The following is a 24,091-nucleotide window of genomic DNA, read 5'->3' as shown; positions in this document are numbered from 1 at the left end:
AGTGAGGAAAGCCCCTATGTCTGAATTAAAGCAAACGCCACTGCATGCGCTGCACCTCAAGCTAGGCGCCAAGATGGTACCTTTTGCTGGCTACGATATGCCGGTGCAGTATCCGCTGGGGGTCAAAAAAGAACATGAACACACCCGTCAAAAGTGCGGGCTGTTCGATGTCTCCCATATGGGGCAAATCAGCGTTTCCGGTGACGGCGTGGCCGAAGCCCTGGAAACCTTGATTCCTGCCGATTTGATGAGCCTTGAGAAAGGTGCCCAACGTTACGGGCTGTTCACCAACACAGAAGGCGGCATTATTGACGACCTGATGGTGGTCAATGCGGGTGATCACTTCTATCTGGTAGTGAATGCCGCCTGTAAAGATCAGGACTTGACTCACCTGCGCCTCAATTTGGCGTCAACCCATACAATTGAACCTTTGGATCGTGGCTTACTGGCGCTCCAAGGGCCTCAGGCGCGGGATGTCATGCAGCGGCTTTGCCCTGAAGCCTGTGAGCTTGTGTTTATGCAGCATGGCCGCTTCACCATTGCTGGGCAGGAGGTTTGGGTGAGCCGCAGCGGCTATACCGGTGAAGATGGTTTTGAAATTTCCGTCGCCGCCGATGCTTGCGAAGCCTTCGCTGAGCAACTGCTAGCTGAGCCTGAGGTCGAAGCGATTGGCCTGGGAGCACGGGACTCGCTGCGTTTGGAAGCGGGTTTATGCCTGTATGGCCACGATATGGATGAGCAAACCACCCCGGTAGAAGCAGGTCTAATCTGGGCGATTGGCAAGCCCCGGCGCCGTGGTGGTGATCGGCCGGGAGGTTTTCCAGGCGCCGATGTGATTCTTCATCAGGTCGATGCCAAAGATCACACCCGCAAGCGTGTTGGGCTGTTAGCTGAAGGTCGCGCGCCGGTGCGTGAGGGTGCGCCGCTTGTGGATGAGGCAGGCAATGAGATTGGAATCGTTACCTCCGGCAGCTTTGGTCCCAGCGTCGGTAAGCCTGTGGCGATGGGTTATGTCACTCGCGAGCAGGAAGCACCGCAAAGCACTGTATTCGCGGTGGTACGCGGTAAACAGTTACCTATGGTGGTAACTCCCATGCCGTTTGTAAAGCCGGGCTACTATCGCGGCTAGAAGCGTGTCCATCTACCCGCGGCCCCTGCTTAAGCTAGGGGCCGTTGCTTTATAATGGACAGTATTACGAGGGACGGTTTCAAGCGAGTGTTTTAGCGCAAAACCTGCTTGGGATCGATGGGTTTGCCGCCTTGGCGCAGATCAAAGAGTAGATCGTAGCGTTGGGTGGCACTGCTTTGACCTACCTCACAAAGTGGGTCTCCCGCGCTAACCTGTTTGCCTACCTCGACCAAAATGCGCTCGCAAAGGGCGTATACGGTTTGGAGGTTATTGGCATGGTGCACAATCACCACTTCACCCAACTGACGCATACCGTCGGCAAAGCGTACTTCGCCAGGGGCGACGGCTTTAGCCTGAGCGCCAGCTTGAGTAGCCAGCAGCATGGGCTGCAGGGTGCCTCGGCTGTCTGGCCCGAAGCGGCGAACCACTCGATAATCCTCCAGCGGCCAGGGCCAGCGCCTGGCTGATGAGGGTAGCGCCTGACTGGGAGCGCTGCTGGTAGGTGCAGCGGCAGGCTTGTTAGCGCTTGAAGAGCTGCTACTGTTTGCTGAGCTTCTAGATGAACTTCGCGCCGCTGAACCGCTAAGGGGGAGGCTGACTATTTGGCCAATTCTCAAATTAGTGGGAGAGGCACTAGGGTTGGCACTCTGAATGCGGCCACTGGTAGTGCCAAAATGTCGGGCGATGCTCGAGAACGTATCACCAGGACGGATTTGATAGCGGTAGGGGCCACCTGAAGGTGCCCGCTCCTGCTGGGTAGGAATTAATAGACGTTGCCCAATTTCCAGGCGCCGCGTATCGGCACCTGGGTTAAAGCGCTCCAAGCGTTCCAGTGGCACGTTAGCCCGGGCCGCCAGCTTACCCAGCGTGTCGCCACGCTGTACTTGCACCCAGTTGCCACTGATCTGGCTGGCGCTAGGGGCGGCTGCTCGCTGGGATGACGATGGAGGAGCGCTGGAACAGCCGGTCAGTAGTCCCGCTAACAGCCAAACAGTGAGCCAGCTGGTTAGGCGTGATCGGTTCGGCTGTCCAGCATGCCATCTTTTTCCAACCAGAGTGCATTGATCCATGTGTGGAAGCGTTCCTTATGCTGCTTTTCTTCGTGGTTTTCTGATGCGTACATCCACTCAGGAATGCTGAGTTGCCGTGCCTGTAATGTTATGGGCGCTTCCCTGCCGCATAAAAAGCCCCAAAACGTCGGCGAGGGGTTAGCGTAGCTGATCGTCACATCCAGGATACCATCCAATTGGTTGCCTAGCAGACTAAGTACTTGGGCAATGCCGCCCGCTTTAGGGCGTAATAGGTGGCGGTAGGGGCTCTGCTGGGCATCGCGTTTGGCAACCGAAAAGCGGGTGCCCTCGACAAAATTAAAAATCGCAATGGGCGAGAGCCTTGCCTGCTGGCACATCCGTTCGGTAGCTGCTCGATCAATGGTGGCCAGCTTAGGATTTTTAGCGACTTGTTCGCGGCTAAAGCGGCGCATAAAAGGAAATTCTAGCGCCCAAAAAGCCAACCCTACGATGGGGATCCAGATCAATTGACGTTTTAAGAAAAAACGTGGCATGGGGATACGCCGATGCAACGCCATCAACAGCATAAAGATATCCGTCCAACTGCGGTGGTTGGATATCACCAGCCACCACTGCTGTGGGCTCAAATTATCAGGTACGCTGGCGTGTAGCACGGGTTTGAGCCAGTGCCGCATCCACCAAAGGTTGACGCCTATCCAGTTAAGCGCAACGCCATTCAGCCCCTGCAACACTAACTGCTTAAGCCGCTGCCCTGGGGCAATGACTTTAAGTAGCGTCAGCAGAATGAGAGGTACGCCCCAGAACAGCGTGTTGAGCGTTAGCAGCAGAGCGCTAATCAGCCCCTTTAAAATAGGCATACCACGTTTCCTTACCGTCAGACCAATAGCGTAATACTGAATGCTAAATGATCCTAGCCACGCTGCCCAGCAGAAACCTACAGCAATTCATTAGCTTGATGATGTTTTAGACGAGCGGCAGTGAAGGGGCTTGGACGGTGTTCAAGAGAACGGTGCGCAGTGCATGGGCGGCTACGGAGAGCTCTTGGTGAGTCAAAATGCCGACCCGGCAGGAGATAGCGGGCGCTGTCAGCGGTATGCAGCGAGCGCCCAGTTCATGCATTTGACGAATGCACATGGAAGGCACAGCGCTGACGCCCAGGCCGTCGGCAACCATCCTCCCTACGGTAGAAAGCTGGTGGCTTTCAAAGGCCACAGTGAGCTCCATATCCTGTTTGCTCAGCTCCTGTTCCAATAAACGACGTACCATGGAGGGGCGCTGAAGAGTAATGAAATCGTGGCTTAGCAGCGTCGACCAGGCGAGCTGGGTGCTCTGGGTTAACGGAGAGCCAGTCGGCACGACCGCCACAAAATGGTCTTCAAACAGCGGCGTAAAGAGCAGGCTGCCGGTACCCTCCGGAGAAAAAGCGATCCCCATCTCTACCTGTCGGGAGCGCACCATGGCGGTAACCTCCTCGTTGATGACATCGTGCACGGTTATGTTGATTTTGGGGTACTGTTGGCGAAATTTAACCAGCGCCGCAGGGAGTAAGTTACCGGCAAAGGCGGGCATCGCCGCCACGCTGAGGCGCCCCAGCTGGAGGGTGAAGCGCTGGCGCAAACGCTCCTCGGTATTGTCCCACTGGGCCAGCAGATGTTTGGCTAGCGGTAGTAGCGACTCGCCTTCTGGGGTTAATCTGACGCTGCGGGTGCTACGAATCAGCAGTTTGCCACCCAGGGACTCTTCCAGGCCTTTAATCGCCAGGCTTAGCGCTGGTTGGGATAAATGCAGGCGCTCGCAGGCTTGAGTAAAGCTGAGGGTTTGGGCGACCGCCAGAAAGGCGCGCAGCTGTTTGACGGTCATAAAGTACCTTTTATAAGTTTAAAAAATAAATTGATAAGAAAAACAAACTTAACAAATATATCATCTCGCACAACACTGGCACTATCGTAAGCTTCAGTTCGCGAATTTTTGACAGCACTCATCTACGATAATACTGATCATCAACAACAATGTGAGGCACAACAATGGCAGGATTCGATAAGCGTGTAGCTTCCTACGAAGAGGCTATGGAAGGCATCGAAAGCGGTATGACCGTCATCGCCGGTGGCTTCGGGCTCTGCGGTATTCCCGAAAACCTGATTGCCGAGATCAAGCGACGCGGCGTCACTGACCTTACCGTGGTATCCAATAATTGCGGTGTCGATGGTTTTGGCTTGGGAATACTGCTTGAAGACCGCCAAATCAGTAAGATTCTGGCCTCTTACGTAGGTGAGAATGCCCTGTTTGAGAAGCAAATGCTCAACGATGAGATTGAAGTGGTGTTAACGCCTCAAGGCACATTGGCGGAAAAAATGCGCGCAGGCGGCGCTGGTATTCCCGCCTTTTACACCGCTACCGGTTACGGCACGCCGATTGGTGAGGGGAAAGAGGTTCGCGAGTTTAATGGCCGACACTGTATTTTAGAAGAAGCCATTGTAGGTGATTTTGCCATAGTGAAAGGCTGGAAGGCGGATCGCTATGGCAATGTAATGTATCGCCATACGGCGCAGAATTTTAACCCCATGGCCGCCACGGCGGGGAAAATTACCGTGGTGGAAGTTGAAGAGATCGTTGAACCGGGTGAGCTTGAGCCTAGCCAGATCCATACCCCAGGAATTTATGTGGATCGGATTATTCAAGGCACGTTTGAAAAGCGGATAGAGAAACGCACGGTGCGCAGCTAATACGCCGCGCCTTCAAACGCAACACTAGCTTCTCATTTAACGATTCAACAAGAGGAAGTCACCATGGCTTTAACACGAGAACAGATGGCTCAGCGTGTCGCCCGCGAACTTCAAGATGGTTTTTACGTCAACCTGGGCATTGGTATTCCCACCCTGGTTGCCAACTATATTCCGGATGGCATCGATGTCATGCTGCAATCCGAGAACGGTCTGCTGGGGATGGGCCGCTACCCCACCGAAGACGAACTTGATCCAGATATGATTAATGCGGGTAAAGAGACGGTGACGGCGCGCCCAGGCGCAGCGATTTTTTCTTCCGCAGAATCATTTGCGATGATTCGTGGTGGCCACGTGGATCTCACCGTGCTGGGGGCTTTCGAGGTGGATCAGCAGGGCAATATCGCGTCCTGGATGATTCCAGGGAAGTTGATCAAAGGCATGGGCGGTGCCATGGATCTCGTTGCCGGTGCCGACAATATCATTTGCACTATGACCCATGCCTCTAAGCACGGCGAATCCAAGCTATTGGAAAAATGCGAACTACCGCTGACCGGCGCAGGCTGCATTAACCGCGTGTTGACAGATTTAGCTTATCTTGAAATCAAAGACGGTGCCTTTATTCTCAAGGAGCGCGCTCCGGGCGTAAGCGTTGAGGAAATCGTCGAGAAGACGGCGGGCAAGCTGATTGTGCCTGACCATGTTCCCGAAATGACGTTTGATGCCGAGTAAGTACGCTCCCATTAGCCCGAATGATAAACAGCCGAAGGTTAGAGGGTTAAATAAACTGCACAGTGAGACGCTAGCGCCATTACTGCTAGCGTCTCAGGCCATTTCACAGCGCGTATGGTGGGGTAGCAGTAAATCGGCAATACGCTCGTGATTATCTTCAACGTGCTTTTGGGCTAACGCCAGGCCGCCTAGGCAGAGGCGATGTTCATCGCCATTGGCGAAGACTGTTTTCTGTGGTGTGGTGGGGTAGAAGCGGTGATCAAGCAGTGATGATACCGTGAAGACACCGTTTTGCTGGCCCTCAAGGCTTGGCATGCCCACTTCACTTAGGCGTTGATCCAGCGTTTTCAAGGGTTCCCCCAACTGCCCACAATCAAAGCCAGCGTGATGCAATCGAGGGCCCATCACCGCTATCCAGGCAGCCAAGGGGTGAGCTTGCTGTAGCTGTTGATAAAGCGCCCAGCTAGGCATCGGCCAGGGGCGACCGCGGCAGAGCAAATTATGCCCCTTGCAATCCTGAGGGTGAGATTGTTGCACCAGCCCTTCAATGGCTTCCCGGGGCGCCTTGGACAATGTGCCTATTTGCAGTTCTGCCAGCACCAGCCAACTACTGCCGTCGCTTGGCGCGAGTAGTTGCACCAATAGGCCTTTATCGGCCATGGCGTAATGGCCCATGACGCGATAGCCCATATGAGCTAAATTGCCGGTAAGCGCGGCAGCGGCAAAGGGCCCGTAATTGAGCGTTACCAGCGTTAAATATTCAGCCGCCGTTGATAGTGGCCAAAGTCTAAGGGCGCCGATGTCGGGATGGGTATGTACATAGTCAAGCCACAGCTGCTGAACGAACTCCTGACGCTGCATGGTGAACTCCTTGCCTAAAGTGGCACACCTAGCGTGAGCCATTAAATAACTGCTCAGTATAGGCAAGCGGGGTAAGCAAGGGTTCAACGGCTATTAACGAGCGGTTAAACGGCAAGTAGCTGTTGATCGCGGACAAACCGATCAAATTCAGTAAAGCCGCCTACATGGGTTTGATCGACAAATACCTGCGGGACAGTGTGAATGGGTTTACCCGCTGTTTTGGCGATATCTTCTTTAGTGACGCCTTCAGAGGGCATATCCACATAGCGATAGCCTTCAATTTTTCCGACTTTTTCCAAATGCTCGGCCAGCTGTTTTGCGCGTACGCAGAAAGGACATGACATCCGACCAAAAATAACCACGAACATAGGTGGTGCTCCTTTACGATAAACTGAGTAAGTTATCAGGTAGACAGTAACTGAAGGGTAAATAGCCGTTTGGCTAAGCGATAAATTCGCGCCCATTGTGGCTGAGCAGAGCTCGTTTCGCCAATAGTAGCTCGCTACACGAACCATTAATGTCCGTTATCACCTGGGAAAACCAACAAGCCTATGCAAACGCTCACCGCTGACGAATACACCTTTCTTACTGATCTGTCGAAAGCGTACCGAGATAGGCACTTGCCATCCATTAAACGAAAAAGTGACTGGAACCCGCGTTTAGGGGTTGATGCGCTATGCTTCCAGCATCATGGCGCTAAGCACATGGTGGGGGCGTTGATTACGCCCTGCGAGCTGTGGCTGGTTGCAGTGCCTGACCACTCCCTGCTGACCGAGACTCTGGCGGATACGCTTACGCTTTCTCTGCCTTCAGGCACATACCCACTATCTCTTGAGCGCTTGCCAGGCGGCTACGGACTCTATAAGCGCGCCATTTTGCGAGATTTAAGCGAGCTGGAGAGCATGCAGGAGGCCGCAAGGCTGGCGCAGCAAATGATGGCGCGTTTAATGCAACCCGATGAAGAGCTCAACGCCTAAGTGCAGCCAGCTATACTGTCAGGATTTCTACAAACAGTATCTTCCATCCACGCAGTGAAAAAGGAAATTACCCATGACTTCCCAAGCCGTTACAACACCGCGAGTTGCGCTGGTAACCGGTACTAGCAGCGGGATCGGTGCCGCTGTGGTTAAGCACTTTTGCGAATTAGGTCATCAAGTGCTTGCCGTCGATTTTAATCCGGCGGGTAAGGCGGTCGCTGAAAAATCCGGCGCGGCGTTCTTTGAGGCGGATCTAACCGATCCCGACGCCTGCCGTGCGGCGGTGGCGGATGCGGTCAAGCGCTTTGGCGGTGTTGATATATTGGTCAATAACGCTGGGATTCAGCACGTTGCCCCGATTGAGACCTTCCCCGAGGAAAAGTGGCGTCAGATTATGGACTTGATGCTAACGGCGCCTTTCTTACTAACACAGGCGGCTTGGCCGCATATGCGTGAAAAGGGTTGGGGACGCATCGTTAACGTGGCCTCGATACACGCTCAGGTGGCTTCACCAGGGAAGGCGGCGTACATCAGTGCCAAACACGGCATGATTGGTTTGACCAAAACGGCGGCGCTAGAGGGCGGTGAACAAGGCATCACCGCGAATGCGGTATGTCCTGCCTATGTGAAAACCCCGTTAGTGGACAACCAAATCGCCGACCAGGCTAAATTGCACGGTATGGATGAGCAGGAGGTCATCGAGAAAGTCATGCTCAAACAGGCGGCCATCAAGCGCTTGATCGAACCTGAAGAGGTGGCGCAATTAGTCGCTTATCTGGCATCCGACGCAGCCGGTGCTGTGACTGGCTCAAGCTTTAATATCGATTTAGGCTGGACGGCGCATTAATTAATCAGTTTGGCCCCGCCAGTGACCTTGATGTGGTTGGCGGGGTGCTTTGTTGCAGGCTTTAACGACGTACGGGGCGTTTTTGTAGTTTGCGCTGCAGGGTGCGGCGGTGCATGCCCAGCGCTCGTGCGGTGGCGGATATATTGCCGTCGTGCTCCTGCAGCACTTTCTGAATATGCTCCCAGGTGATGCGGTTAATCGATGGCGGATTGTCTGCAAGCTCAATATCCGGGTCACCGCTTTGGCGCTCGAATGCGGTTAATACATCGTCGGCATCCACCGGCTTACACAGGTAGTTAACCGCGCCGAGCTTAATCGCCTCCACTGCGGTGGCAATGCTGGAGTAGCCGGTCAGCACCACAATGCGACACTGGGGCACGGTGGCAAGCAGCTCCGGAAGCAGTTTTAAACCTGAGCTGTTTTCCAGTTTTAAATCAAGGGTCGCCATGGTGGGTGAATGCTGCGCGGCCATGGTCAGGGCCTGCTCGGCATCGTGGGCAACTATAACGTCGTAACCGCGGCGCGTAAGGGCACGGTTCAGCACATGACAAAACATTTCATCGTCATCTATGATTAGCAGGCGTTGCTCTCGCGTTTGCATGTTGTCCTCAATCCATAACTGGCGGTGCTTGGGGCGGGCGCGATTAAGTTGGCGCTGCGCAGCGGGGCAGCGTGACTTCCGTTAGCGTACCCCCTTCCGGGTGATTATACAGGCTTACACCACCACCAAAGCGATTGATGGTGGCATGGGTTAAAAACAAGCCGATGCCCATGCCTTTGCTTTTAGTCGAAATAAACGTCTCACCCAACTGGTCGGCGATCGACATGGCGACACCTGGGCCATGGTCACGAATATCGATCACCACGCTCTCACTCTGCCAGTCTAAGCGTATGGCAATGTGCTCAGGATTGGCGTCAGCGGCGTTATTGAGCAAATTGGTCAATGCTTGGTCGAGCGTGGCATCGACGGCCAGCCAAGGTCTTCCGCGTTTCTCTGCCACATCGAACTGATGGCTCACATCAGGACGGAGCACCAACCAGCGCTGAACAACCCCCGCTAACCACACTTCTGCATCGAGCACTTCGGGTTCTGCCATACGCCGCCGGTCAGCATTGGAGACCAAATTTTGTAGACGTGATTTGCATACGTCGACCTGCTGGCGCAATAAGTTAATGTCCTGATCAAGCGTCGAATCGGCGGGGGCATCGGCCTGCATCTCTTTGAGGAGGACTGCCATGGTAGAGAGTGGTGTGCCCAGTTCGTGGGCAGTGCCCGCGGCCTGGGTTGCGACCGCCAACACCTGCTCATTGCGCAGGGCCGCTTCCCGAGTGCGGGAGAGCGCCTGATCACGGCTACGCAGCGCGTGAGCCATTTTGTAGATAAAAAAGGTTACCAGCCCCGCAGAGAGGCCAAAGTTAAGCCACATGCCTAGTATATGCAGGCTCAAGGGGCTATCACTGTTGATATGGCCCAGTTGCGGGATGGGGTGGTAGGAGAACATTAAAAAGGTATAGCCCGCCATGGAGCATGCGGCGATGATCCAGGCATGGCGCCAGGGCAGGGTGGCGGCGGCGATGGTAACCGGCACCAGGTAGTAGGTAATAAAAGGGTTGGTGGAACCGCCCGAGAAATAGAACAGTAGTGTTAAGCCGGTGATATCGGCAAGTAAATGCAGCAAATACTCAAGGTGCGTCACCGCGCGGGGACGGCCCAGGCGCCACCAAGTGGCAATATTGAGTACGCCCATTGAAATGACCACGCTCACCACGGCGGTCACCGGTAAATCGAAGGCGAGCAGTTCAACGCCCACCACAATCGCCAGTAAAAAACCCGTCCAGGTGATGCCGCGCACAATAGTCAGTCGCACCAAGTTACGGTTGGGTGTAGAAAGCGGGAGGGGTAGGGCAGTCGGCATGATGGGCTTACTTGGTTTTGGCTTTAAAGCCATGAATGACAGATTTAATCAACAGGGTCATCACGTAGGTTGTCCAGCCAGCCGATGCCAATATATTGAACAGCAGCATTTTAGGCGGCAACCAGGCGCTACCCAATAACGCTTCAAGCATGATGTGGAGGAACATCGCCAGCAGCAACGGCAGAGCCAGGGTATGGATCCACATATCGGTGCGCCGCTTGCGAATATGGTAGCGGCGCAACAGGTAACGCAGTGGCCGATGAGCCCAGCAGAAAACCACTAGAGCACCAATCACCAATAAGCTAGCAAGAGTGGGTTCTGTGCTGCCGATATGAACGGAGAGCGAAATCGACCAAGCGAGGCTTAGCCACATCAATCCTTCCAGGCTGGCAATAATATCCGCATAGCGGCGCACGTTCTGCATAAACAACCGAATCCTTAGCGTCAAAAACTAACTTTTATAAACGACTGCAAAAACTAACCGTTAGATCTGGATCTTGAAAGAGCTGTGTCTCTAAAACAGCGCCGCCATAATACGATACTTGGGCTGGGGTGTGGGCACTTGAGGAGCGGATTTATCCCATCGCGCAATTGCGTATACTGTACATGGCGTATTTTACCCGACTTAACACCACTACAGGACATGCCGTGGACACTGTAACACTGACCCGCCCCGATGACTGGCACCTTCACTTGCGCGACGATGAGGCGCTCAACGCGGTGGTAGGCCATACCGCAGCGCAGATGGGGCGGGCGATCATTATGCCCAATCTCACCCCGCCGGTTACCACTACGGCCCAGGCGCTTGAGTATCGTCAGCGTATTCTTGCTGCCTTGCCAGCGGGCAGTACCTTCGAGCCCTTAATGGTGCTCTATCTCACCGATACAACTCCACCGGAAGAGATCGAGCGCGCGGCACAAAGTGGCATTGTCAAAGCGGTGAAGCTTTACCCGGCGGGTGCCACGACTAACTCCGATTCAGGGGTGACCGATTTGGCCCACTGTGACGCCACTATCGAAATGATGGCTAAGGTTGGCATGCCACTTTTGGTGCACGGTGAAGTCACCCATGCTGAGATCGATATTTTTGATCGCGAAGCGGTGTTTATTGAAACAGTGCTAAAACCGCTGCTGGAACGCCATCCGGCGCTGAGAGTAGTGTGTGAGCATATCACCACCCAGCAAGCCGCAGAGTTTGTTGCCCAGGCACCGGATAATGTGGCCGCCACCATTACTGCGCATCACCTGCTGTTTAACCGCAATAAGATGCTGGTGGGTGGGATTCGTCCTCACTACTACTGCCTGCCCATTCTAAAGCGTGAGCAGCATCGCCAGGCGCTGCTTAAAGCAGCCACCAGCGGTAGCCATAAGTTCTTTTTGGGCACCGATAGCGCGCCCCACTCCCAGGGGGCTAAAGAGTCAAGCTGCGGCTGTGCCGGTGCCTATACTGCCCCCGCGGCCATTGAGCTTTACGCCACCGCCTTCGATGAAATGGGTGCCCTGGATAAGTTGGAAGCCTTCGCCAGCCTGAATGGGCCGCGTTTTTATGGGTTATCGGCTAACGCAGACACCATTACGCTAGAGCGACGGGGTTGGACACTGCCGGAGAGTTATCCTTACGCTCAGGGAGAGAACATTATTCCATTGCTGGCGGGGGAGACGCTTAACTGGGCGGTTAGGTCTTAACAAGCCAGGTCTTAACAAGAACCGTCGACGCTTTAACGGTCGACGGCTCCAAGCGCTTAGTAAGCCCTGTTAGACGTTGCCAAGTTGCTTAAGCATTTGGTCAACCATGCGCGATGAGTGGTCGGCGGCCACTTCCAGAAATTCATCGAAGGAGAGGTGGTTGTCGCCACTGCCAGGAATGTCAGAGAGCGCGCGGATCACCACGAAGGGGCACTGGTAGAGGTGGCACGTTTGAGCAATGGCTGCGCCCTCCATCTCTACCGCAAGCATGCTAGGGAACTGGGCACGGGTAGCGTCTACCCTTGCAGGGTCAGCCATAAAGGCGTCACCGGTGGCGATCAAGCCTTCGCGTACCTGGACTTCACCTAACGAGGCGATGGCATTACGCGCCACCTCTCGCAGCGATTTGTCGGCCAAGTAGGCGGCGGGCATCCCTGGCACTTGGCCTATCTCGTAGCCAAATACCACGGCGTCGACGTCGTGATGGCGTACTTCGTCTGAAATGATTACATCGCCAATGGCTAAATCGGCGGCAAAGCCACCGGCGGAACCGGTATTGATAATGGCATCGGGCTGATGGCGCTCTAATAAAATAGCCGTGCCTACTGCGGCATTGACCTTACCAATCCCTGACTGCAGCACAATGACCTCAAGGCCGTAACGCGTGCCGGTATGGAAGACAAAACCCGCGTGCTCGTAGCGTTGGGGATTGTCCAACTGACTCACCAAGGTGCTCACTTCCTGCGCCATTGCGCCAATAATACCAATACGCTTCACTGCGCCATGCTCCTACATTAAAAGTGGTGTTGTTTAACTCAGGCGTGCTCTAGGGGAGCTAAATCGTGCTTCTCGGCGGCTTCAAGGGTATTTTCCAGCAGAGTAGCTACGGTCATCGGCCCCACGCCGCCAGGTACGGGGGTGATAAAGCTGGCGCGTTCGGCGGCGGTGGCAAAATCAAGATCGCCTTTTAACGTGCCATCCTCCTGACGATTGATGCCTACGTCGATCACGATAGCGCCCGGCTTAATCCATTCGCCTTTCACAATACCCGGCTTGCCGACGGCCACGACCAGGATGTCGGCGCGGCTTACGTGATCTTCAAGGTTGCGGGTAAAACGGTGACATACGGTGGTGGTACAGCCTGCCAGCATCAGCTCCAGCGCCATAGGGCGGCCTACAATGTTAGAGGCGCCCACAACGGTGGCATCTAAGCCGCGTAGCGCAATATCGCTCTGTGCCAGTAGGGTCATGATTCCTTTCGGCGTGCAGGGGCGTAGGGCGGGCATACGCTGCGCTAAGCGGCCAATGTTGTAGGGGTGAAACCCATCGACGTCTTTGCCAGGCAGAATACGCTCTAAAATGGGCTCGGCATCGAGATGCTTGGGCAGTGGCAGTTGAACCAAGATGCCATCAACGGTCGGGTCGCTGTTGAGCTGATCAACCAGGGCTTCCAGTTCATGCTGTGAGGTTGTAGCGGGTAGGGCATGCTGAAAGGAGAGAATGCCAGCTTGTTCGCAGGCGCGGTGCTTATTGCTGACATACACATGAGAGGCGGGATCGTCCCCGACCACAACCACGGCTAGTCCCGGTGCCCGTCCGCCGGTTTGACGGCGTGCAGCGATCTTTTCGGCAACCTGTTGGCGGACAGTAGCAGCGATGGCTTTGCCATCGATTAGTTGGGCGGTCATGTAATGGAGTCCCTGTGAATGTTAAAAATAGCCTAGGCATTAAAGCGCTCAAGCCACAGCGCTTTAAAGGCGGTAATTTTCGCACGCTGGAGCATCCAGGCAAAGCGCCTTCACGAACAATCACTTTAATGGTTGACTTTAAAATTAAAAATAGTAATATATGCCTCGCTTGAGACGGGCAGCACGGTAGCGTCTAAGGTGATAAAAATCGGGATGTAGCGCAGTCTGGTAGCGCGCCTGCTTTGGGAGCAGGATGTCGGGGGTTCGAATCCCTCCATCCCGACCAATCACTTAGCATGAAAGGTAGTAGTTTGCTTTTCCAAGCTGCAGTTGTGGTCTAGTGCTCATCGGTATTCGTATTATATGAATACTATATGTGCGCCCATAGCTCAACCGGATAGAGCAACGGCCTTCTAAGCCGTAGGTTGCGGGTTCGATTCCTGCTGGGCGTGCCACCTAATTCAGTGGTAACAACCTGTCAGAATCATATCTTCAAGCGCATGCTATTTGTTCTACGTAAGATTGTCTTTGGTGGGTGTAGCTCAGGGGTAGAGCCCCGGATTGTGACTCCGGTGGTCGTGGGTTCAAATCCCATCATCCACCCCAGTGACAATATTTGCGTTTCCAGTTTTAGGTTGTGGTGGGTGTAGCTCAGTGGTAGAGCCCCGGATTGTGACTCCGGTGGTCGTGGGTTCAAGTCCCATCATCCACCCCATTACCCCAGCATATATCGCTTCTGCTATTTTTAATTTCCTTTTAGTTTACCCCTTCTTTTAGAGAGTATGCCCTTAACTGGGGTTTTTGTGTTTCTGGCTTTTAGACTCCCCCTTTATTGTAGCTAGCGCGGCATCACCTTAATGCGGTTACCCGCCATATGGGTGAGCGGCTCAGGCCTGCCCAGCAAATACCCCTGCGCGTAGTTGATTCCCATGTGGTGCAAAATATCCAGCGTTGCCTGGGTTTCCACAAATTCAGCAATGGTTTCAATTCCTAACGCCTTGCCGACGGCATGAATCGCCTCAACCATCGCCCGATCAATCGGATCCTGATGCACATTGCGGATAAAATTACCGTCAATTTTCAAATAATCGACGGGCAACTGCTTCAAATAGCTAAAAGAGGAGAGGCCGGTACCAAAGTCATCCAGTGCAAAGCGACAGCCGTACTCTTTAAGGGTGACAATTATTTCACTCACGCTTGAGAGTTGGGCAATGGCGGTGCTTTCGGTAATTTCAAAGCAGAGCGTGCCGTGGGGCAGGCCTGCCATGGCGACCTGAGTAATAAGGTCGTGACAAAAATCCGCATCGGAAAGCGACGCACCTGAAAGATTGATCCCCCATAAGCTGTGAGGTGGCAGCGTCGCATGGCGGTTTTGATCCCCTAGCCAGGCTAGGGTGTTACGAATCACCCAGCGGTCAATGCGCTCCATAAAGTGATAACGCTCGGCAGCGGGTAGAAAGCTACCTGGCGCGATGATCTCTCCATGCTCTTCAAGTCGCAGCAGAATTTCCCGGTAGCCAGGGCCAGTGGCGCAAATGGCTGCAATGGGTTGGGCGAAAAGACGGAAGGTGTCGTTATCCAAGCCATTTTGCAAGCGTTGTACCCACTGCAGTTCGCCGTGTTTCTCCAGTAATGCATGATCGTCAGGCTGATAGCAGTGGATGCGATTGCGGCCTGCCTCTTTCGCGGCGTAGCACGCAGCGTCAGAGGCGTGGAGAGCCTGGCTCAACTGCATGGGCTGAGCGGCGTTGAGTTCAACCAAACCAATGCTTACGCCGATACCAAAGGTATGGCCCTGCCAAGAAAAACGATACTGCTCAATATCGCAGCGTAACGCTTCCGCAATCGTCAATGCTCGCTCTATACCGCAATCGGGTAGCAACAAAGCGAATTCATCGCCACCCAGGCGGGCGGCGATATCGCTGCTGCGCACATGGTCTTTAAATTTTAACGCCAATTGGCGCAGCAGCTCATCTCCAGCGAGATGGCCGCAGGTGTCATTGACGATTTTGAACTGATCGAGATCCAGGTAACACAGCACATGGTGGCCATCGTCGCGATTAAGTAGCGCAGTCAGTGCTGATTCGAAGGCGCGGCGGTTGAGCAGGTCGGTCAGGTTGTCATGGCTGACCTGATAGCTCAGCTGTTCGGTCAACTGGCGAGTGAGGCTAACATCCTGAAAAACGACCACTGCACCTAAGGTAATGCCGCTGCGCGAACGTATTGGTGAAGCGCTGTGTTGGATGGGGGTATGCGAGTGATCACGACTGACCAGTAGGCAGTGCTCGGTGGAGTGCACCGGAGTTAGTTGAGTGAGCACTTGCCGGGCCGGGTTGTTTAGCGGTTGGCCACTGGCTTCATCGAGTAGTTGATACACCACGTAAATGGGTTTATCCATGGCCTCTTCGAGTGTCCATCCGGTCAAGCGCTTAGCTTCCGCATTGATAAACGTTACGTTGCCACTAGCGTCGCAGGTAATAACGCCATCACCGATCGATGCCAGGGTAGTACGGGCAAGGTCGCGTTCGCGGTTTAACTGCTCCTGCAGCTGTTTGCGCTCGGTAATATCGCGCACCATCCCTGAGCGCTCTGACGCGGAACCGCTGGCTCCTTCGCTGACTTGTATTTCCAGGTGGCGCACCTGCATATCTGCGCAGCGGCGTTTAATTTCATGGCGTGCTCCGGGGCTGAGGGAGCGGGTTGGCAATAGCTGCGAGACAGGTTGGCCAATAATCTGTTTGGCGTCGACCTCGAAGAGTTGCTCCGCTCCAGGGTTAAGGCTGGTCAGGGTGCCGTCTGCCTGCCAGGTAATCACGCCATCGCGGAGATTGCGAAGCATCACGCGGGTATGTCCAACGGCGCTTTCAAGGGCAGCGGTTACGCGATTATAGCTCGCCGCTATTTCGCCCACTTCGGTAAACGGGTCGGCGTCAATTCGCTGGCGCATATCACCCTGCTGTTCATGCTGGCGCATATGCTCAAGCAGTTGGTTCAACTCATTTTTGGCGCCATGCTCGGCGAGATTGAGGCCCATCTTTTCTGCTTCAGGTGAGACGCGTATGGGCAGGAAGCGCCGGGTAATGCGGAACAGTAGCCAGGCGCTGCCAAAGCTCCAAACGCCGCACACCACAACACCGATCAACTGAACGCCAAACTGAGCGGATCGCGACAAGCCACTATCCATCAGTGTTAAGTCAGCGACCCAGGGCAGTGCTAGCGTACCCCATACGCCCGCGACGAGGTGCGAGGGTATGGCGCTGACTGCATCATCAATATGTTTGCTTATCAGCCATTCGCTGGTCAGTACCATCAGTACGCCACTAACCGCACCCAGCCCAAATGCCGCCGATAAGGAGATCACATGAGCGCTGGCGGTGACGGCGACCAAGCCCGCAATGGCGCCATTAATCGCATACATAACGTCGGCGTAGCGCCGAGTGCGTAGCCCCATCAGCATGCCCGAAAGGATGCCGCCGACGGCGCCCAAAACAGTATTGGCTATTATGCTGGGTATTTGCTCGGTAACGGCCAGGGTGCTACCGCCGTTAAAGCCAAACCAGCCTAAGATCATAAACAGTGCGCCTAACATGGCGAGGGGTAAGTTGCCTGAAGGGAAGGCAGTAGGTGGTTTACCGTGGCTGAAGCGTCCGCTGCGTGGCCCAATACACAGTACCGCTGCCAGGGCGACCCAACCGCCTACGCTATGTACGACCGTGGAGCCCGCAAAGTCGACAAACCCTAGCGCCCCTAACCAGCCTTCCGCGCCATCCAAAAGCCCGCCCCATGCCCAATGCCCAAAAACCGGATAGATAACCAAGGCTATCCAGAGGGCCGTCCAGGTATAGGCTAAAAAGGGCATACGTTCTGCCACTGCGCCCGACACAATGGTAGCGGCGGTGGCGCAGAACATTGCTTGGAAAATAAAAACGGTAATCACCCAGTGGCTGGAGGCTTCTAATTGCCAACCAAACAGCGTTGTGCCGATTAAGCCGTGGTGAGAGTCGCCAAACATGAGACCAAAACCGACTAACCAAAAAATACTGACGGCAATGGCAAAGTCCGCTACGTTTTTCATAGCGACGTTGATAGCATTCTTGGTGCGCGTAGTGCCCGCTTCCAGGCAGAGAAAGCCAGCTTGCATCACAAATACCAGAGCAGCGGCCCAGAGCACCCAGAGCATATCGAGCAACGAGCTGTCCAAATTTAGCGTGGCAGGCATGGTGTTTTCCTTAGTATCTTTTGGTGCAAGTGCGCTTCTTTTTGGTGCTTTGTTTGTTTTAAGCGGAAGGAGGGGGAACCGTTGCACCGGTGCTAACTGACTGCTATTCAGGTTTCCTAATAGAAACTAAGCAATTGTTATGCCGCTAATAGTGAAGTCATCCTTTTTAACGCTAATGACAGCATTAATTACTGATTTTTAGAAATAAAATAGCGTTTTCTACTGTGTTAATGCGCATTGATTGGTGATATTTTTCAATTAGTTATAGATCTTCAATTGTGGTTCATAAACGCTGAAAAGGGAGTGCATCAAGATGGCGCGTCAAACGGTAGTTTTGGGAGCAGGCATGGTCGGTGTCAGCATTGCCTGGCATCTGCGCCAGCGTGGGCATGAGGTGACCCTGGTAGATCGCCTTCAGCCTGGCCGCGAAACCTCGTTTGGCAATGCGGGTATCATTCAGCGGGAAGCGGTAAGGCCTTACCCTTTTCCCCGCGACGTTAAAACGCTCCTCAGCGTTTTACCTAACCGTCGGGTAGATATTCGTTACCGCCCCGCGGGTATGGTCAACGCCGCCTCCCCGCTATTGCGCTACTGGATGAACTCAGCGCCGAAGACTTACCAGAAAATCGTGCCGGAATACGCCTCACTGATTCAGCTTTCGCTAAAAACCCACGGCCCGATGATTGAAGCCGCAGGCGCTGAGCACTTGGTGCGCAGGCAGGGGTGGCTTGAGCTATATCGCACGCCTGAAAAACTTGCTGCGCGGATAACCGAGGCCGAAGAAGCACGGCGCCTTTATGGCGTGCAGTTTGAGCAACTGGATAAGGCGGCTCTTGCGCAGAAAGAGCCCTCTTTGAGTGACACCATTATCGGCGCAATTCACTGGCTTGATCCCTGGACGGTTGCTGATCCAGGTGAGTTGGTCGCGGCTTACGCCCAAGCGTTTAGTAATGATGGCGGGCGTATTTTGCAGTCGGATATCAAGTCGGTTCAGCAAATGGGTGATCGCTGGCAGGTCAATACCGCTGCTGAAGCGTTAGAAGTAGATGACGTCGTCGTGGCGCTAGGGCCCTGGGCGGGAAGCTGGCTAAAAGAATTGGGCTACCACTTTCCTACCTTTGTAAAACGTGGCTACCACATGCACTACGCGCCTCAAGCGCCAGCCAAGCTAAATTTCTGGGTTATGGATGCCGAGGTGGGCTACCTGCTGGCGCCGATGAACGCAGGGGTTCGCTTGACTACCGGCGCTGAGCTGGATCGCTTGGATGCGCCTGCTGATGTCAATCAACTGGGCGCCGCCGAGAAAGTGGCACGCAGCGTGTTCCCCTTGGGCGAGCGACGCGATGACGCCCCTTGGAAAGGCGCGCGCCCCTGTTTGCCCGATATGAAGCCAGTGATTGGGCCTGCGCCAAGGCATCCAGGGTTGTGGCTTGCCTTTGGCCATGGCCATCAGGGGTTCACTCTGGGGCCCGCCACCGGTCATCTAATGGCGGATATGATGGAGGGGCAGCCCACGGCCATCGATATGGCACCATTTCGTGCTGATAGGTTCTAACTAGCGCTTTATTTATTAATGATCAGGCGAGTTAGGCCGATAGTAATAGACGCTAGCACCAGTAATAGAGACGGTATCTTTGCGCGTGATCTAATGCTTTGCTAGTTTATAAGTACATTTGCACACCATGAGGTGGATATATGGATGTAGGCATCAGCAGTTCAGTCAGTGCATCGCTGTATATGAATCAGGCGCAAACCGCCGAACAGGCTCAAATGCAGGTTTTCAAAGAAGCTTTGGATACGCAAGCTGATCAAGTAACTGAAATAATGGCCTCTGCCGATACTGGCGCGCAGCCAGATCTAGCTAAAGAGGGCACCCTAGGTACGCAGGTAAATACCTTCGCCTAGCCCCCGGCTTTGGTGGTGGTTAACATCGGCCTTGTGCCACTTTGTAAGATTAAAACGCTGACTTGTTCAGCGTTTTTTTTGGCCTTTTTCAAGAGCGTCACATTTGACGCCACCCGCGACAACAGCCGCCTCCAAGCGTTACAATTGTCGCAATGGACATGGCTCAACGCGCGGTGGCCAGTTAGCGAAAGCTGCTGAGTGAGTGCTGCGAATGAGACCCTATATTTGAAGAGGCACAATGAAAGAGACTCAATTAGCCCGTGAAGCCGAGCTTCGCAGGACATTCGCTATTATTTCGCACCCCGACGCCGGTAAAACCACCATTACCGAAAAAATGCTGCTATTTGGCAATGCCATCCAGTTAGCCGGCTCGGTGAAGAGCAAGCGTAACGATCGCCATGCAACGTCAGACTGGATGAAGATGGAGCAGGAGCGGGGTATCTCAGTAACGACCTCGGTGATGCAGTTCCCCTATGGCGGACGCATCGTCAATCTGCTGGATACGCCCGGTCACGAAGACTTCTCTGAAGATACCTACCGTACGCTTACGGCGGTTGACTCTGCCTTGATGGTGATCGACGGCGCCAAAGGTGTTGAGGATCGCACCATTAAATTGATGGAAGTGTGTCGTCTGCGCACCACGCCGATCCTCACTTTCATCAACAAAATGGATCGCGATATCCGTGATCCCATTGAGGTGATGGATGAAGTTGAAACGGTACTGAATATCCAGTGTGCGCCGATGACCTGGCCGATTGGCATGGGTCGCCACTTTAAGGGCGTTTATCACCTCTATAACGACGTGATTCATCTTTATACCCAGGGGCAGGGTAGCCGTATTCCCGAGGATAAGCGCATTGAGGGTTTGGATAATCCCGAAGTGGATGCTGTGCTTGGGGAAGATCAGGCCGAAGAGCTGCGTATGGAAGTAGAACTTGTGCGTGGCGCCTCCCATGAATTTGATCTGGAGGCTTATCGCCGGGGTGAGCTTTCGCCGGTCTATTTCGGTACCGCCATGGGTAACTTTGGGGTGCGCGAGATGCTGGATGGCTTTGTCGAGTACGCGCCGCCGCCCAAGGCCCACGAAACCGATACTCGGGTAGTTACTTCCGATGATGAGCGTTTCACCGGCTTCGTGTTTAAAATCCAGGCCAATATGGATCCCAATCACCGCGACCGCATCGCTTTTTTGCGCGTCTGCTCGGGTAAGTACGAAAAGAACATGAAGATGCGCCATGTGCGTATTGGCAAGGACGTTAAGATTGCCGATGCGTTGACCTTTATGGCCTCAGACCGCTCCCAAGTGGAGGAGGCTTGGCCAGGCGATATTATCGGTCTCCATAATCACGGTACGATTCAGATCGGCGATACCTTTACCGTGGGTGAGGATATGCGCTTTACCGGCATACCCCACTTTGCCCCCGAGCTCTTTAAGCGCGTACGGCTTAAAGATCCACTTAAGATGAAGGCGCTACAAAAAGGCTTGCAGCAGCTTTCCGAAGAGGGGGCTACCCAGGTCTTCATGCCGATGGATAACAACGACCTGATTCTCGGCGCCGTAGGTACCCTGCAGTTCGATGTGGTCGCCCACCGCCTCAAGGAGGAGTACAAGGTCGACTGCCTCTATGAAGGCGTCAATGTCCAGACAGCTCGCTGGGTCTACTGTGAAGATGCCAAAAAGCTGGAAGAGTTCAAGCGCAAGGCCAGTGCCAACCTGGCGATCGATGGTGGTGGTTATCTCACCTACATTGCGCCTACTCGGGTGAACCTGCAGATGACTCAGGAGCGTTGGCCGGATATTCGCTTCCAACCTACCCGCGAGCACTAATCCCTATATGTCAGGCGTTCCCATGCTGATAGATGCTCATTGCCATCTCGATTTTACCCAGTTCGATGATGATCGGGCTGAGGTGTTCGAGTCCGCTAAGGCAGTGGGTGTCGTGCACTTTGTGGTACCGGGGACGACCCGTTCGCGCTGGCAGCAGGTGCTGGCGCTCGGCGAGCGGCCGGATACGTCGGTATGCTTGGGCTTGCACCCTTACTTTGTCGATGAGCATCAAGCGTCGGATATCAACGCGCTTGATCATTTGCTCGCTGAGCACCCTGAGATAGTAGCAGTGGGCGAGTGCGGTATTGATGGTCGCTTTACCGACACGCTTGAAGCGCAGTGGCACTACTTTGATGTCCAGCTGAAGCTAGCGAAACAGCATTCGCTGCCGGTAGTGGTGCACTGTGTCCATGCCAACGATAAGGTCGCCAAGCGCCTACGCCAGCTTGCGCTTCCAGAGGCAGGGCTGATTCACGCCTTCTCAGGCTCCATTGAGCAAGCAACCAAGTTTCTCGATCTGGGCTTCAAGCTGGGGTTGGGCGGCGCAGTCACCTATGAACGCGCCAGGCGGTTACGGCGAGCCGTTGAGGGACTGCCTGACGATGCCTTTGTGCTGGAAACCGACAGCCCCGATATGCCGCTTAGCGGCTACCAGGGCATGCGTAATGAGTCATGTCGAGTGGCTGAGGTATGCAGCGTTGTTGCCGCACTGCGCGGGCAAACAGAGGAGCAGGTCGCAGCTCAGAGCAGTAATACCGCCGCGACGCTGTTTGGCTTGCCTTCAACCTAGAGTAAGCCTAGCCGTTGAGGCTAACTGCCAGCTGTTCAGGGTCAACGCGTTCAATCGTATAGGGTAACGTGAGAAGTGTCGCTGGCACCCCATCTAAATAAAGTTGCATAGTTTCTTCGGCGACTTTGGTGCTCATGACTGCCAGTAATTCGACGCCGCCTTGATGATTAAACGCACTGACCACCACTTCACCTACCGCTTTATCGTCACTATTAACCACGCTAGCACCTGCTGCGGGCAGTGAGTCGGCTTCTAAGCTAATACGCATCAAGCGCTTTTTCACCTGACCCCGGAAGTGTGCTCGGGCGACGACTTCCTGGCCGGTGTAACAGCCTTTTTTAAAGCTAATGCCGCCCAGCGCTTCCCAGTTCAGCATTTGGGGCAGGAAGTGATCCTGTTGGGTATCGGTTAGCCACGCCAAACCGCTACGAATATCCTCAAGCTGCCAAGCGTTACGGCCCGCTTGGTCATCCTGAGCCGACGCTAAATCGACCTTGCTGTCGTTTGCGAAACACAATAGCCAGCGCGGTGTCTCACCAGGGTAGCGGATTGCGCAGGCCTGATCGTTGCTAGTATGGGTGCCTACTTGATCAGCTAGCGTCAGGCCCAGCTGATTCGCAAGCGATTGGGCCTCATCGCTGGCACCAATGAATACTAGGTCGCGTTGGCTGGTTAGTTCAGCACGGTAAAAAGCGGCGAATTTTTTAAGATGACTCTCTAGGCTATCCAATAGGGTATTACTGAGCAGTAGCCGATAATGCTCTTCGCCCAAGCGCATTAGCTGGGCGTTGGCCAGCATGCGGCCCTTAGGCGTGCAGAAACAGGTGAGCGGCGCAAAGTGCCCGTCGGCCAAGCTGACTTGGGCGCTGGTCTGGCCCTGTAGGAACTTTTCTGCATCCGCCCCCTTCACATCCAGCGCGGCTAAGTGGTTAAGGCGGACGCTGCCAAGGGCGGGGGTGCTAGCGGTAACGGTCGCCATAAAAACTCCTGCAAAAGTGGGAAAGCGTTCGATAGTGATGCATTCAGTACGTAAAAGTAAAAGTGCCTTGAATGCTATTAGGTGTGGGCAGTCGTCACTGATTGCAAGGCACCATTAGCGTGCTAGACTCTTTCTCTTGTATCAGTTTTGCACAGGGCAACAGGTAGGGAAACGCTATGGCACAGCAGTCGTTGACATTCCAGGGTGTTAAATCGGTCGATCAGGTGAACAAAATCACCACTGCGCTCATGATGCTTGATGGCGTTGATAGTGCCGAAGTGGGGCGCCATGGTGCCGATGTGGACGGCCGGGCAAAACGCGAGACGCTGATTAATGCCATTGAAAAACTCAAGCTAGGCGTAAAGGTATCCTAATGCACCCTCCCATTACCGTGATCAGTGAACGCAACCATGTCTTTAGGCAGCGAGTTGAAGTCAATGGCTTGGAAGATCTATATGCCGATGTGCCACCGATAGTAGGTGGCGAGGGCAGTGCCCCTGATCCCCACGACTATTTCGATATTGCTCTGGGTACCTGCAAGGCGGTTACCGTGCAGATGTACGCCAAGCGTAAAGAGTGGCCCCTTGAGGGCATTACCGTCACCGTGCAGCGGGACGATAGTCAGGAAAAAAAGGGCATCTACAAGCTAGACGTGGCATTAACACTGCACGGTATTGAAGACCCCGAACAGCGCGCCCGGCTGGAAGATATTAGCCACCGCTGCCCGATTCAACGCCTGATGACCCAGTCTACGGTCGAGATCGCCACCCGGTTAGTTTAAAT

General features: G+C 54.3%; 25 protein-coding genes and 4 tRNA genes. 17 read left to right on the top strand and 12 right to left on the bottom strand.

The window, feature by feature from the left end:
- The first annotated feature begins 16 nt into the window (after positions 1–16).
- On the top strand, positions 17–1,129 hold the full coding sequence (gene gcvT, locus AC4EYZ_RS25170; protein WP_230805175.1) for a glycine cleavage system aminomethyltransferase GcvT: 1,113 nt from the start codon (positions 17–19) through the stop codon (positions 1,127–1,129).
- Between the two features lie 92 nt (positions 1,130–1,221).
- Here the strand turns inward: gcvT and AC4EYZ_RS25165 are convergent, their stop codons facing one another.
- The 3 genes from AC4EYZ_RS25165 to AC4EYZ_RS25155 all read right to left on the bottom strand — a co-directional run bounded on the left by AC4EYZ_RS25165 (position 1,222) and on the right by AC4EYZ_RS25155 (position 4,020).
- On the bottom strand, positions 1,222–2,019 hold the full coding sequence (locus tag AC4EYZ_RS25165; protein ID WP_027959398.1) for a LysM peptidoglycan-binding domain-containing protein: 798 nt from the start codon (positions 2,017–2,019) through the stop codon (positions 1,222–1,224).
- A gap of 116 nt (positions 2,020–2,135) precedes the next feature.
- Entirely contained in the window at positions 2,136–3,017 is an 882-nt protein-coding gene (gene yihG / locus AC4EYZ_RS25160) for a 1-acylglycerol-3-phosphate O-acyltransferase, YihG family (protein ID WP_027959399.1), read from the bottom strand.
- A gap of 106 nt (positions 3,018–3,123) precedes the next feature.
- Positions 3,124–4,020: a LysR family transcriptional regulator gene (locus AC4EYZ_RS25155; RefSeq protein WP_027959400.1), complete on the bottom strand. Its 897-nt coding sequence runs from the start codon at positions 4,018–4,020 to the stop codon at positions 3,124–3,126.
- Positions 4,021–4,184: 164 nt separating this feature from the next.
- Here AC4EYZ_RS25155 and AC4EYZ_RS25150 point away from each other — a divergent pair, with 164 nt between their 5' ends.
- Positions 4,185–4,883, top strand: coding sequence for a CoA transferase subunit A (locus AC4EYZ_RS25150; RefSeq protein ID WP_009286666.1), 699 nt, complete (start codon positions 4,185–4,187; stop codon positions 4,881–4,883).
- Positions 4,884–4,946: 63 nt separating this feature from the next.
- Positions 4,947–5,612, top strand: coding sequence for a CoA transferase subunit B (locus tag AC4EYZ_RS25145; RefSeq protein ID WP_022523514.1), 666 nt, complete (start codon positions 4,947–4,949; stop codon positions 5,610–5,612).
- A gap of 93 nt (positions 5,613–5,705) precedes the next feature.
- Here AC4EYZ_RS25145 and AC4EYZ_RS25140 read toward each other — a convergent pair whose 3' ends face one another.
- Together AC4EYZ_RS25140 and AC4EYZ_RS25135 are read right to left on the bottom strand one after the other, a co-directional pair.
- Positions 5,706–6,473 (bottom strand): VOC family protein, encoded by a 768-nt coding sequence (locus AC4EYZ_RS25140; RefSeq protein ID WP_027959401.1) that lies wholly within the window; start codon positions 6,471–6,473, stop codon positions 5,706–5,708.
- A gap of 104 nt (positions 6,474–6,577) precedes the next feature.
- Positions 6,578–6,841, bottom strand: a complete 264-nt coding sequence (locus tag AC4EYZ_RS25135; protein WP_027959402.1) for a GrxA family glutaredoxin — start codon at positions 6,839–6,841, stop codon at positions 6,578–6,580.
- Positions 6,842–7,024: 183 nt separating this feature from the next.
- On the opposite strand from AC4EYZ_RS25135, the gene hybE reads away from it, so the two are divergent.
- Both hybE and AC4EYZ_RS25125 read left to right on the top strand, forming a co-directional pair.
- Complete coding sequence (gene hybE, locus AC4EYZ_RS25130; RefSeq protein ID WP_027959403.1) at positions 7,025–7,450, top strand: [NiFe]-hydrogenase assembly chaperone HybE; 426 nt, start codon at positions 7,025–7,027, stop codon at positions 7,448–7,450.
- 73 nt (positions 7,451–7,523) lie between these two features.
- The gene (locus AC4EYZ_RS25125; RefSeq protein ID WP_022523510.1) at positions 7,524–8,297 is read left to right on the top strand and encodes a 3-hydroxybutyrate dehydrogenase; all 774 of its coding nucleotides are present in this window, start codon (positions 7,524–7,526) and stop codon (positions 8,295–8,297) included.
- 61 nt (positions 8,298–8,358) lie between these two features.
- Here the strand turns inward: AC4EYZ_RS25125 and AC4EYZ_RS25120 are convergent, their stop codons facing one another.
- Genes AC4EYZ_RS25120 through AC4EYZ_RS25110 form a run of 3 tightly spaced genes read right to left on the bottom strand, consistent with a single transcriptional unit; the run spans position 8,359 to position 10,637 of the window.
- The gene (locus tag AC4EYZ_RS25120) at positions 8,359–8,898 is read right to left on the bottom strand and encodes a response regulator transcription factor (protein WP_009286672.1); all 540 of its coding nucleotides are present in this window, start codon (positions 8,896–8,898) and stop codon (positions 8,359–8,361) included.
- A 43-nt stretch (positions 8,899–8,941) separates the two neighbouring features.
- Positions 8,942–10,213 (bottom strand): ATP-binding protein, encoded by a 1,272-nt coding sequence (locus AC4EYZ_RS25115; protein ID WP_027959404.1) that lies wholly within the window; start codon positions 10,211–10,213, stop codon positions 8,942–8,944.
- 7 nt (positions 10,214–10,220) lie between these two features.
- Entirely contained in the window at positions 10,221–10,637 is a 417-nt protein-coding gene (locus AC4EYZ_RS25110; protein ID WP_022523508.1) for a hypothetical protein, read from the bottom strand.
- A 224-nt stretch (positions 10,638–10,861) separates the two neighbouring features.
- On the opposite strand from AC4EYZ_RS25110, the gene pyrC reads away from it, so the two are divergent.
- Positions 10,862–11,899 carry a dihydroorotase gene (gene pyrC / locus AC4EYZ_RS25105; RefSeq protein WP_027959405.1) on the top strand — a complete coding sequence of 346 codons (1,038 nt, stop codon included), beginning with the start codon at positions 10,862–10,864 and terminating at the stop codon, positions 11,897–11,899.
- A 69-nt stretch (positions 11,900–11,968) separates the two neighbouring features.
- On the opposite strand, the gene mtnN is transcribed toward pyrC, so the two are convergent.
- Positions 11,969–12,676: a 5'-methylthioadenosine/S-adenosylhomocysteine nucleosidase gene (mtnN, locus tag AC4EYZ_RS25100; protein WP_009286676.1), complete on the bottom strand. Its 708-nt coding sequence runs from the start codon at positions 12,674–12,676 to the stop codon at positions 11,969–11,971.
- A gap of 38 nt (positions 12,677–12,714) precedes the next feature.
- The gene (gene folD, locus AC4EYZ_RS25095; protein WP_009286677.1) at positions 12,715–13,587 is read right to left on the bottom strand and encodes a bifunctional methylenetetrahydrofolate dehydrogenase/methenyltetrahydrofolate cyclohydrolase FolD; all 873 of its coding nucleotides are present in this window, start codon (positions 13,585–13,587) and stop codon (positions 12,715–12,717) included.
- Positions 13,588–13,601: 14 nt separating this feature from the next.
- On the opposite strand from folD, the gene AC4EYZ_RS25090 reads away from it, so the two are divergent.
- The 5 genes from AC4EYZ_RS25090 (at position 13,602) to AC4EYZ_RS25070 (ending at position 14,302) form a co-directional block, all read left to right on the top strand.
- On the top strand, positions 13,602–13,760 hold the full coding sequence (locus tag AC4EYZ_RS25090) for a hypothetical protein (protein ID WP_022523505.1): 159 nt from the start codon (positions 13,602–13,604) through the stop codon (positions 13,758–13,760).
- A gap of 36 nt (positions 13,761–13,796) precedes the next feature.
- Positions 13,797–13,873 (top strand) — tRNA-Pro (locus AC4EYZ_RS25085).
- Positions 13,874–13,965: 92 nt separating this feature from the next.
- A tRNA-Arg gene (locus AC4EYZ_RS25080) sits at positions 13,966–14,042 on the top strand.
- Between the two features lie 76 nt (positions 14,043–14,118).
- Positions 14,119–14,193, top strand: a tRNA-His gene (locus tag AC4EYZ_RS25075).
- Between the two features lie 34 nt (positions 14,194–14,227).
- Positions 14,228–14,302: transfer RNA gene (locus AC4EYZ_RS25070), tRNA-His, on the top strand.
- Positions 14,303–14,425: 123 nt separating this feature from the next.
- Here AC4EYZ_RS25070 and amt read toward each other — a convergent pair.
- Complete coding sequence (gene amt / locus AC4EYZ_RS25065; RefSeq protein ID WP_474191932.1) at positions 14,426–17,806, bottom strand: ammonium transporter; 3,381 nt, start codon at positions 17,804–17,806, stop codon at positions 14,426–14,428.
- A 313-nt stretch (positions 17,807–18,119) separates the two neighbouring features.
- Here amt and AC4EYZ_RS25060 point away from each other — a divergent pair, with 313 nt between their 5' ends.
- The 4 genes from AC4EYZ_RS25060 to AC4EYZ_RS25045 all read left to right on the top strand — a co-directional run bounded on the left by AC4EYZ_RS25060 (position 18,120) and on the right by AC4EYZ_RS25045 (position 22,329).
- Positions 18,120–19,361: an NAD(P)/FAD-dependent oxidoreductase gene (locus AC4EYZ_RS25060; protein ID WP_474192431.1), complete on the top strand. Its 1,242-nt coding sequence runs from the start codon at positions 18,120–18,122 to the stop codon at positions 19,359–19,361.
- A gap of 140 nt (positions 19,362–19,501) precedes the next feature.
- On the top strand, positions 19,502–19,711 hold the full coding sequence (locus AC4EYZ_RS25055) for a putative motility protein (RefSeq protein ID WP_022523503.1): 210 nt from the start codon (positions 19,502–19,504) through the stop codon (positions 19,709–19,711).
- 238 nt (positions 19,712–19,949) lie between these two features.
- Positions 19,950–21,539, top strand: coding sequence for a peptide chain release factor 3 (locus tag AC4EYZ_RS25050; protein ID WP_474192432.1), 1,590 nt, complete (start codon positions 19,950–19,952; stop codon positions 21,537–21,539).
- A 22-nt stretch (positions 21,540–21,561) separates the two neighbouring features.
- Entirely contained in the window at positions 21,562–22,329 is a 768-nt protein-coding gene (locus AC4EYZ_RS25045) for a TatD family hydrolase (RefSeq protein WP_474192433.1), read from the top strand.
- 7 nt (positions 22,330–22,336) lie between these two features.
- Here AC4EYZ_RS25045 and ygfZ read toward each other — a convergent pair whose 3' ends face one another.
- Positions 22,337–23,308 (bottom strand): CAF17-like 4Fe-4S cluster assembly/insertion protein YgfZ, encoded by a 972-nt coding sequence (gene ygfZ / locus AC4EYZ_RS25040; protein ID WP_009286681.1) that lies wholly within the window; start codon positions 23,306–23,308, stop codon positions 22,337–22,339.
- 176 nt (positions 23,309–23,484) lie between these two features.
- On the opposite strand from ygfZ, the gene AC4EYZ_RS25035 reads away from it, so the two are divergent.
- Positions 23,485–23,682, top strand: coding sequence for a hypothetical protein (locus AC4EYZ_RS25035; protein WP_007114205.1), 198 nt, complete (start codon positions 23,485–23,487; stop codon positions 23,680–23,682).
- On the top strand, positions 23,682–24,089 hold the full coding sequence (locus AC4EYZ_RS25030) for an OsmC family protein (protein WP_022523500.1): 408 nt from the start codon (positions 23,682–23,684) through the stop codon (positions 24,087–24,089). Before AC4EYZ_RS25035 ends, AC4EYZ_RS25030 begins: the two co-directional genes overlap by 1 nt.
- The last annotated feature ends 2 nt before the right edge of the window (positions 24,090–24,091 follow it).

It is taken from the genome of Vreelandella sp. 162(4c), assembly GCF_058152265.1.
Note: the sequence above shows the minus strand (reverse complement) of the source record. Positions and strands in the feature narration are given on the sequence as shown.

Coding starts and splice junctions, on each gene's coding strand:
- gcvT (WP_230805175.1), top strand. CDS start 17: ATGTCTGAATTAAAGCAAACGCCACTGCATGCGCTGCACCTCAAGCTA.
- yihG (WP_027959399.1), bottom strand. CDS start 3,017: ATGCCTATTTTAAAGGGGCTGATTAGCGCTCTGCTGCTAACGCTCAAC.
- AC4EYZ_RS25155 (WP_027959400.1), bottom strand. CDS start 4,020: ATGACCGTCAAACAGCTGCGCGCCTTTCTGGCGGTCGCCCAAACCCTC.
- AC4EYZ_RS25150 (WP_009286666.1), top strand. CDS start 4,185: ATGGCAGGATTCGATAAGCGTGTAGCTTCCTACGAAGAGGCTATGGAA.
- AC4EYZ_RS25145 (WP_022523514.1), top strand. CDS start 4,947: ATGGCTTTAACACGAGAACAGATGGCTCAGCGTGTCGCCCGCGAACTT.
- AC4EYZ_RS25140 (WP_027959401.1), bottom strand. CDS start 6,473: ATGCAGCGTCAGGAGTTCGTTCAGCAGCTGTGGCTTGACTATGTACAT.
- AC4EYZ_RS25135 (WP_027959402.1), bottom strand. CDS start 6,841: ATGTTCGTGGTTATTTTTGGTCGGATGTCATGTCCTTTCTGCGTACGC.
- hybE (WP_027959403.1), top strand. CDS start 7,025: ATGCAAACGCTCACCGCTGACGAATACACCTTTCTTACTGATCTGTCG.
- AC4EYZ_RS25125 (WP_022523510.1), top strand. CDS start 7,524: ATGACTTCCCAAGCCGTTACAACACCGCGAGTTGCGCTGGTAACCGGT.
- AC4EYZ_RS25120 (WP_009286672.1), bottom strand. CDS start 8,898: ATGCAAACGCGAGAGCAACGCCTGCTAATCATAGATGACGATGAAATG.
- AC4EYZ_RS25115 (WP_027959404.1), bottom strand. CDS start 10,213: ATGCCGACTGCCCTACCCCTCCCGCTTTCTACACCCAACCGTAACTTG.
- AC4EYZ_RS25110 (WP_022523508.1), bottom strand. CDS start 10,637: ATGCAGAACGTGCGCCGCTATGCGGATATTATTGCCAGCCTGGAAGGA.
- folD (WP_009286677.1), bottom strand. CDS start 13,587: ATGACCGCCCAACTAATCGATGGCAAAGCCATCGCTGCTACTGTCCGC.
- amt (WP_474191932.1), bottom strand. CDS start 17,806: ATGCCTGCCACGCTAAATTTGGACAGCTCGTTGCTCGATATGCTCTGG.
- AC4EYZ_RS25060 (WP_474192431.1), top strand. CDS start 18,120: ATGGCGCGTCAAACGGTAGTTTTGGGAGCAGGCATGGTCGGTGTCAGC.
- AC4EYZ_RS25055 (WP_022523503.1), top strand. CDS start 19,502: ATGGATGTAGGCATCAGCAGTTCAGTCAGTGCATCGCTGTATATGAAT.
- AC4EYZ_RS25050 (WP_474192432.1), top strand. CDS start 19,950: ATGAAAGAGACTCAATTAGCCCGTGAAGCCGAGCTTCGCAGGACATTC.
- AC4EYZ_RS25045 (WP_474192433.1), top strand. CDS start 21,562: ATGCTGATAGATGCTCATTGCCATCTCGATTTTACCCAGTTCGATGAT.
- ygfZ (WP_009286681.1), bottom strand. CDS start 23,308: ATGGCGACCGTTACCGCTAGCACCCCCGCCCTTGGCAGCGTCCGCCTT.
- AC4EYZ_RS25035 (WP_007114205.1), top strand. CDS start 23,485: ATGGCACAGCAGTCGTTGACATTCCAGGGTGTTAAATCGGTCGATCAG.
- AC4EYZ_RS25030 (WP_022523500.1), top strand. CDS start 23,682: ATGCACCCTCCCATTACCGTGATCAGTGAACGCAACCATGTCTTTAGG.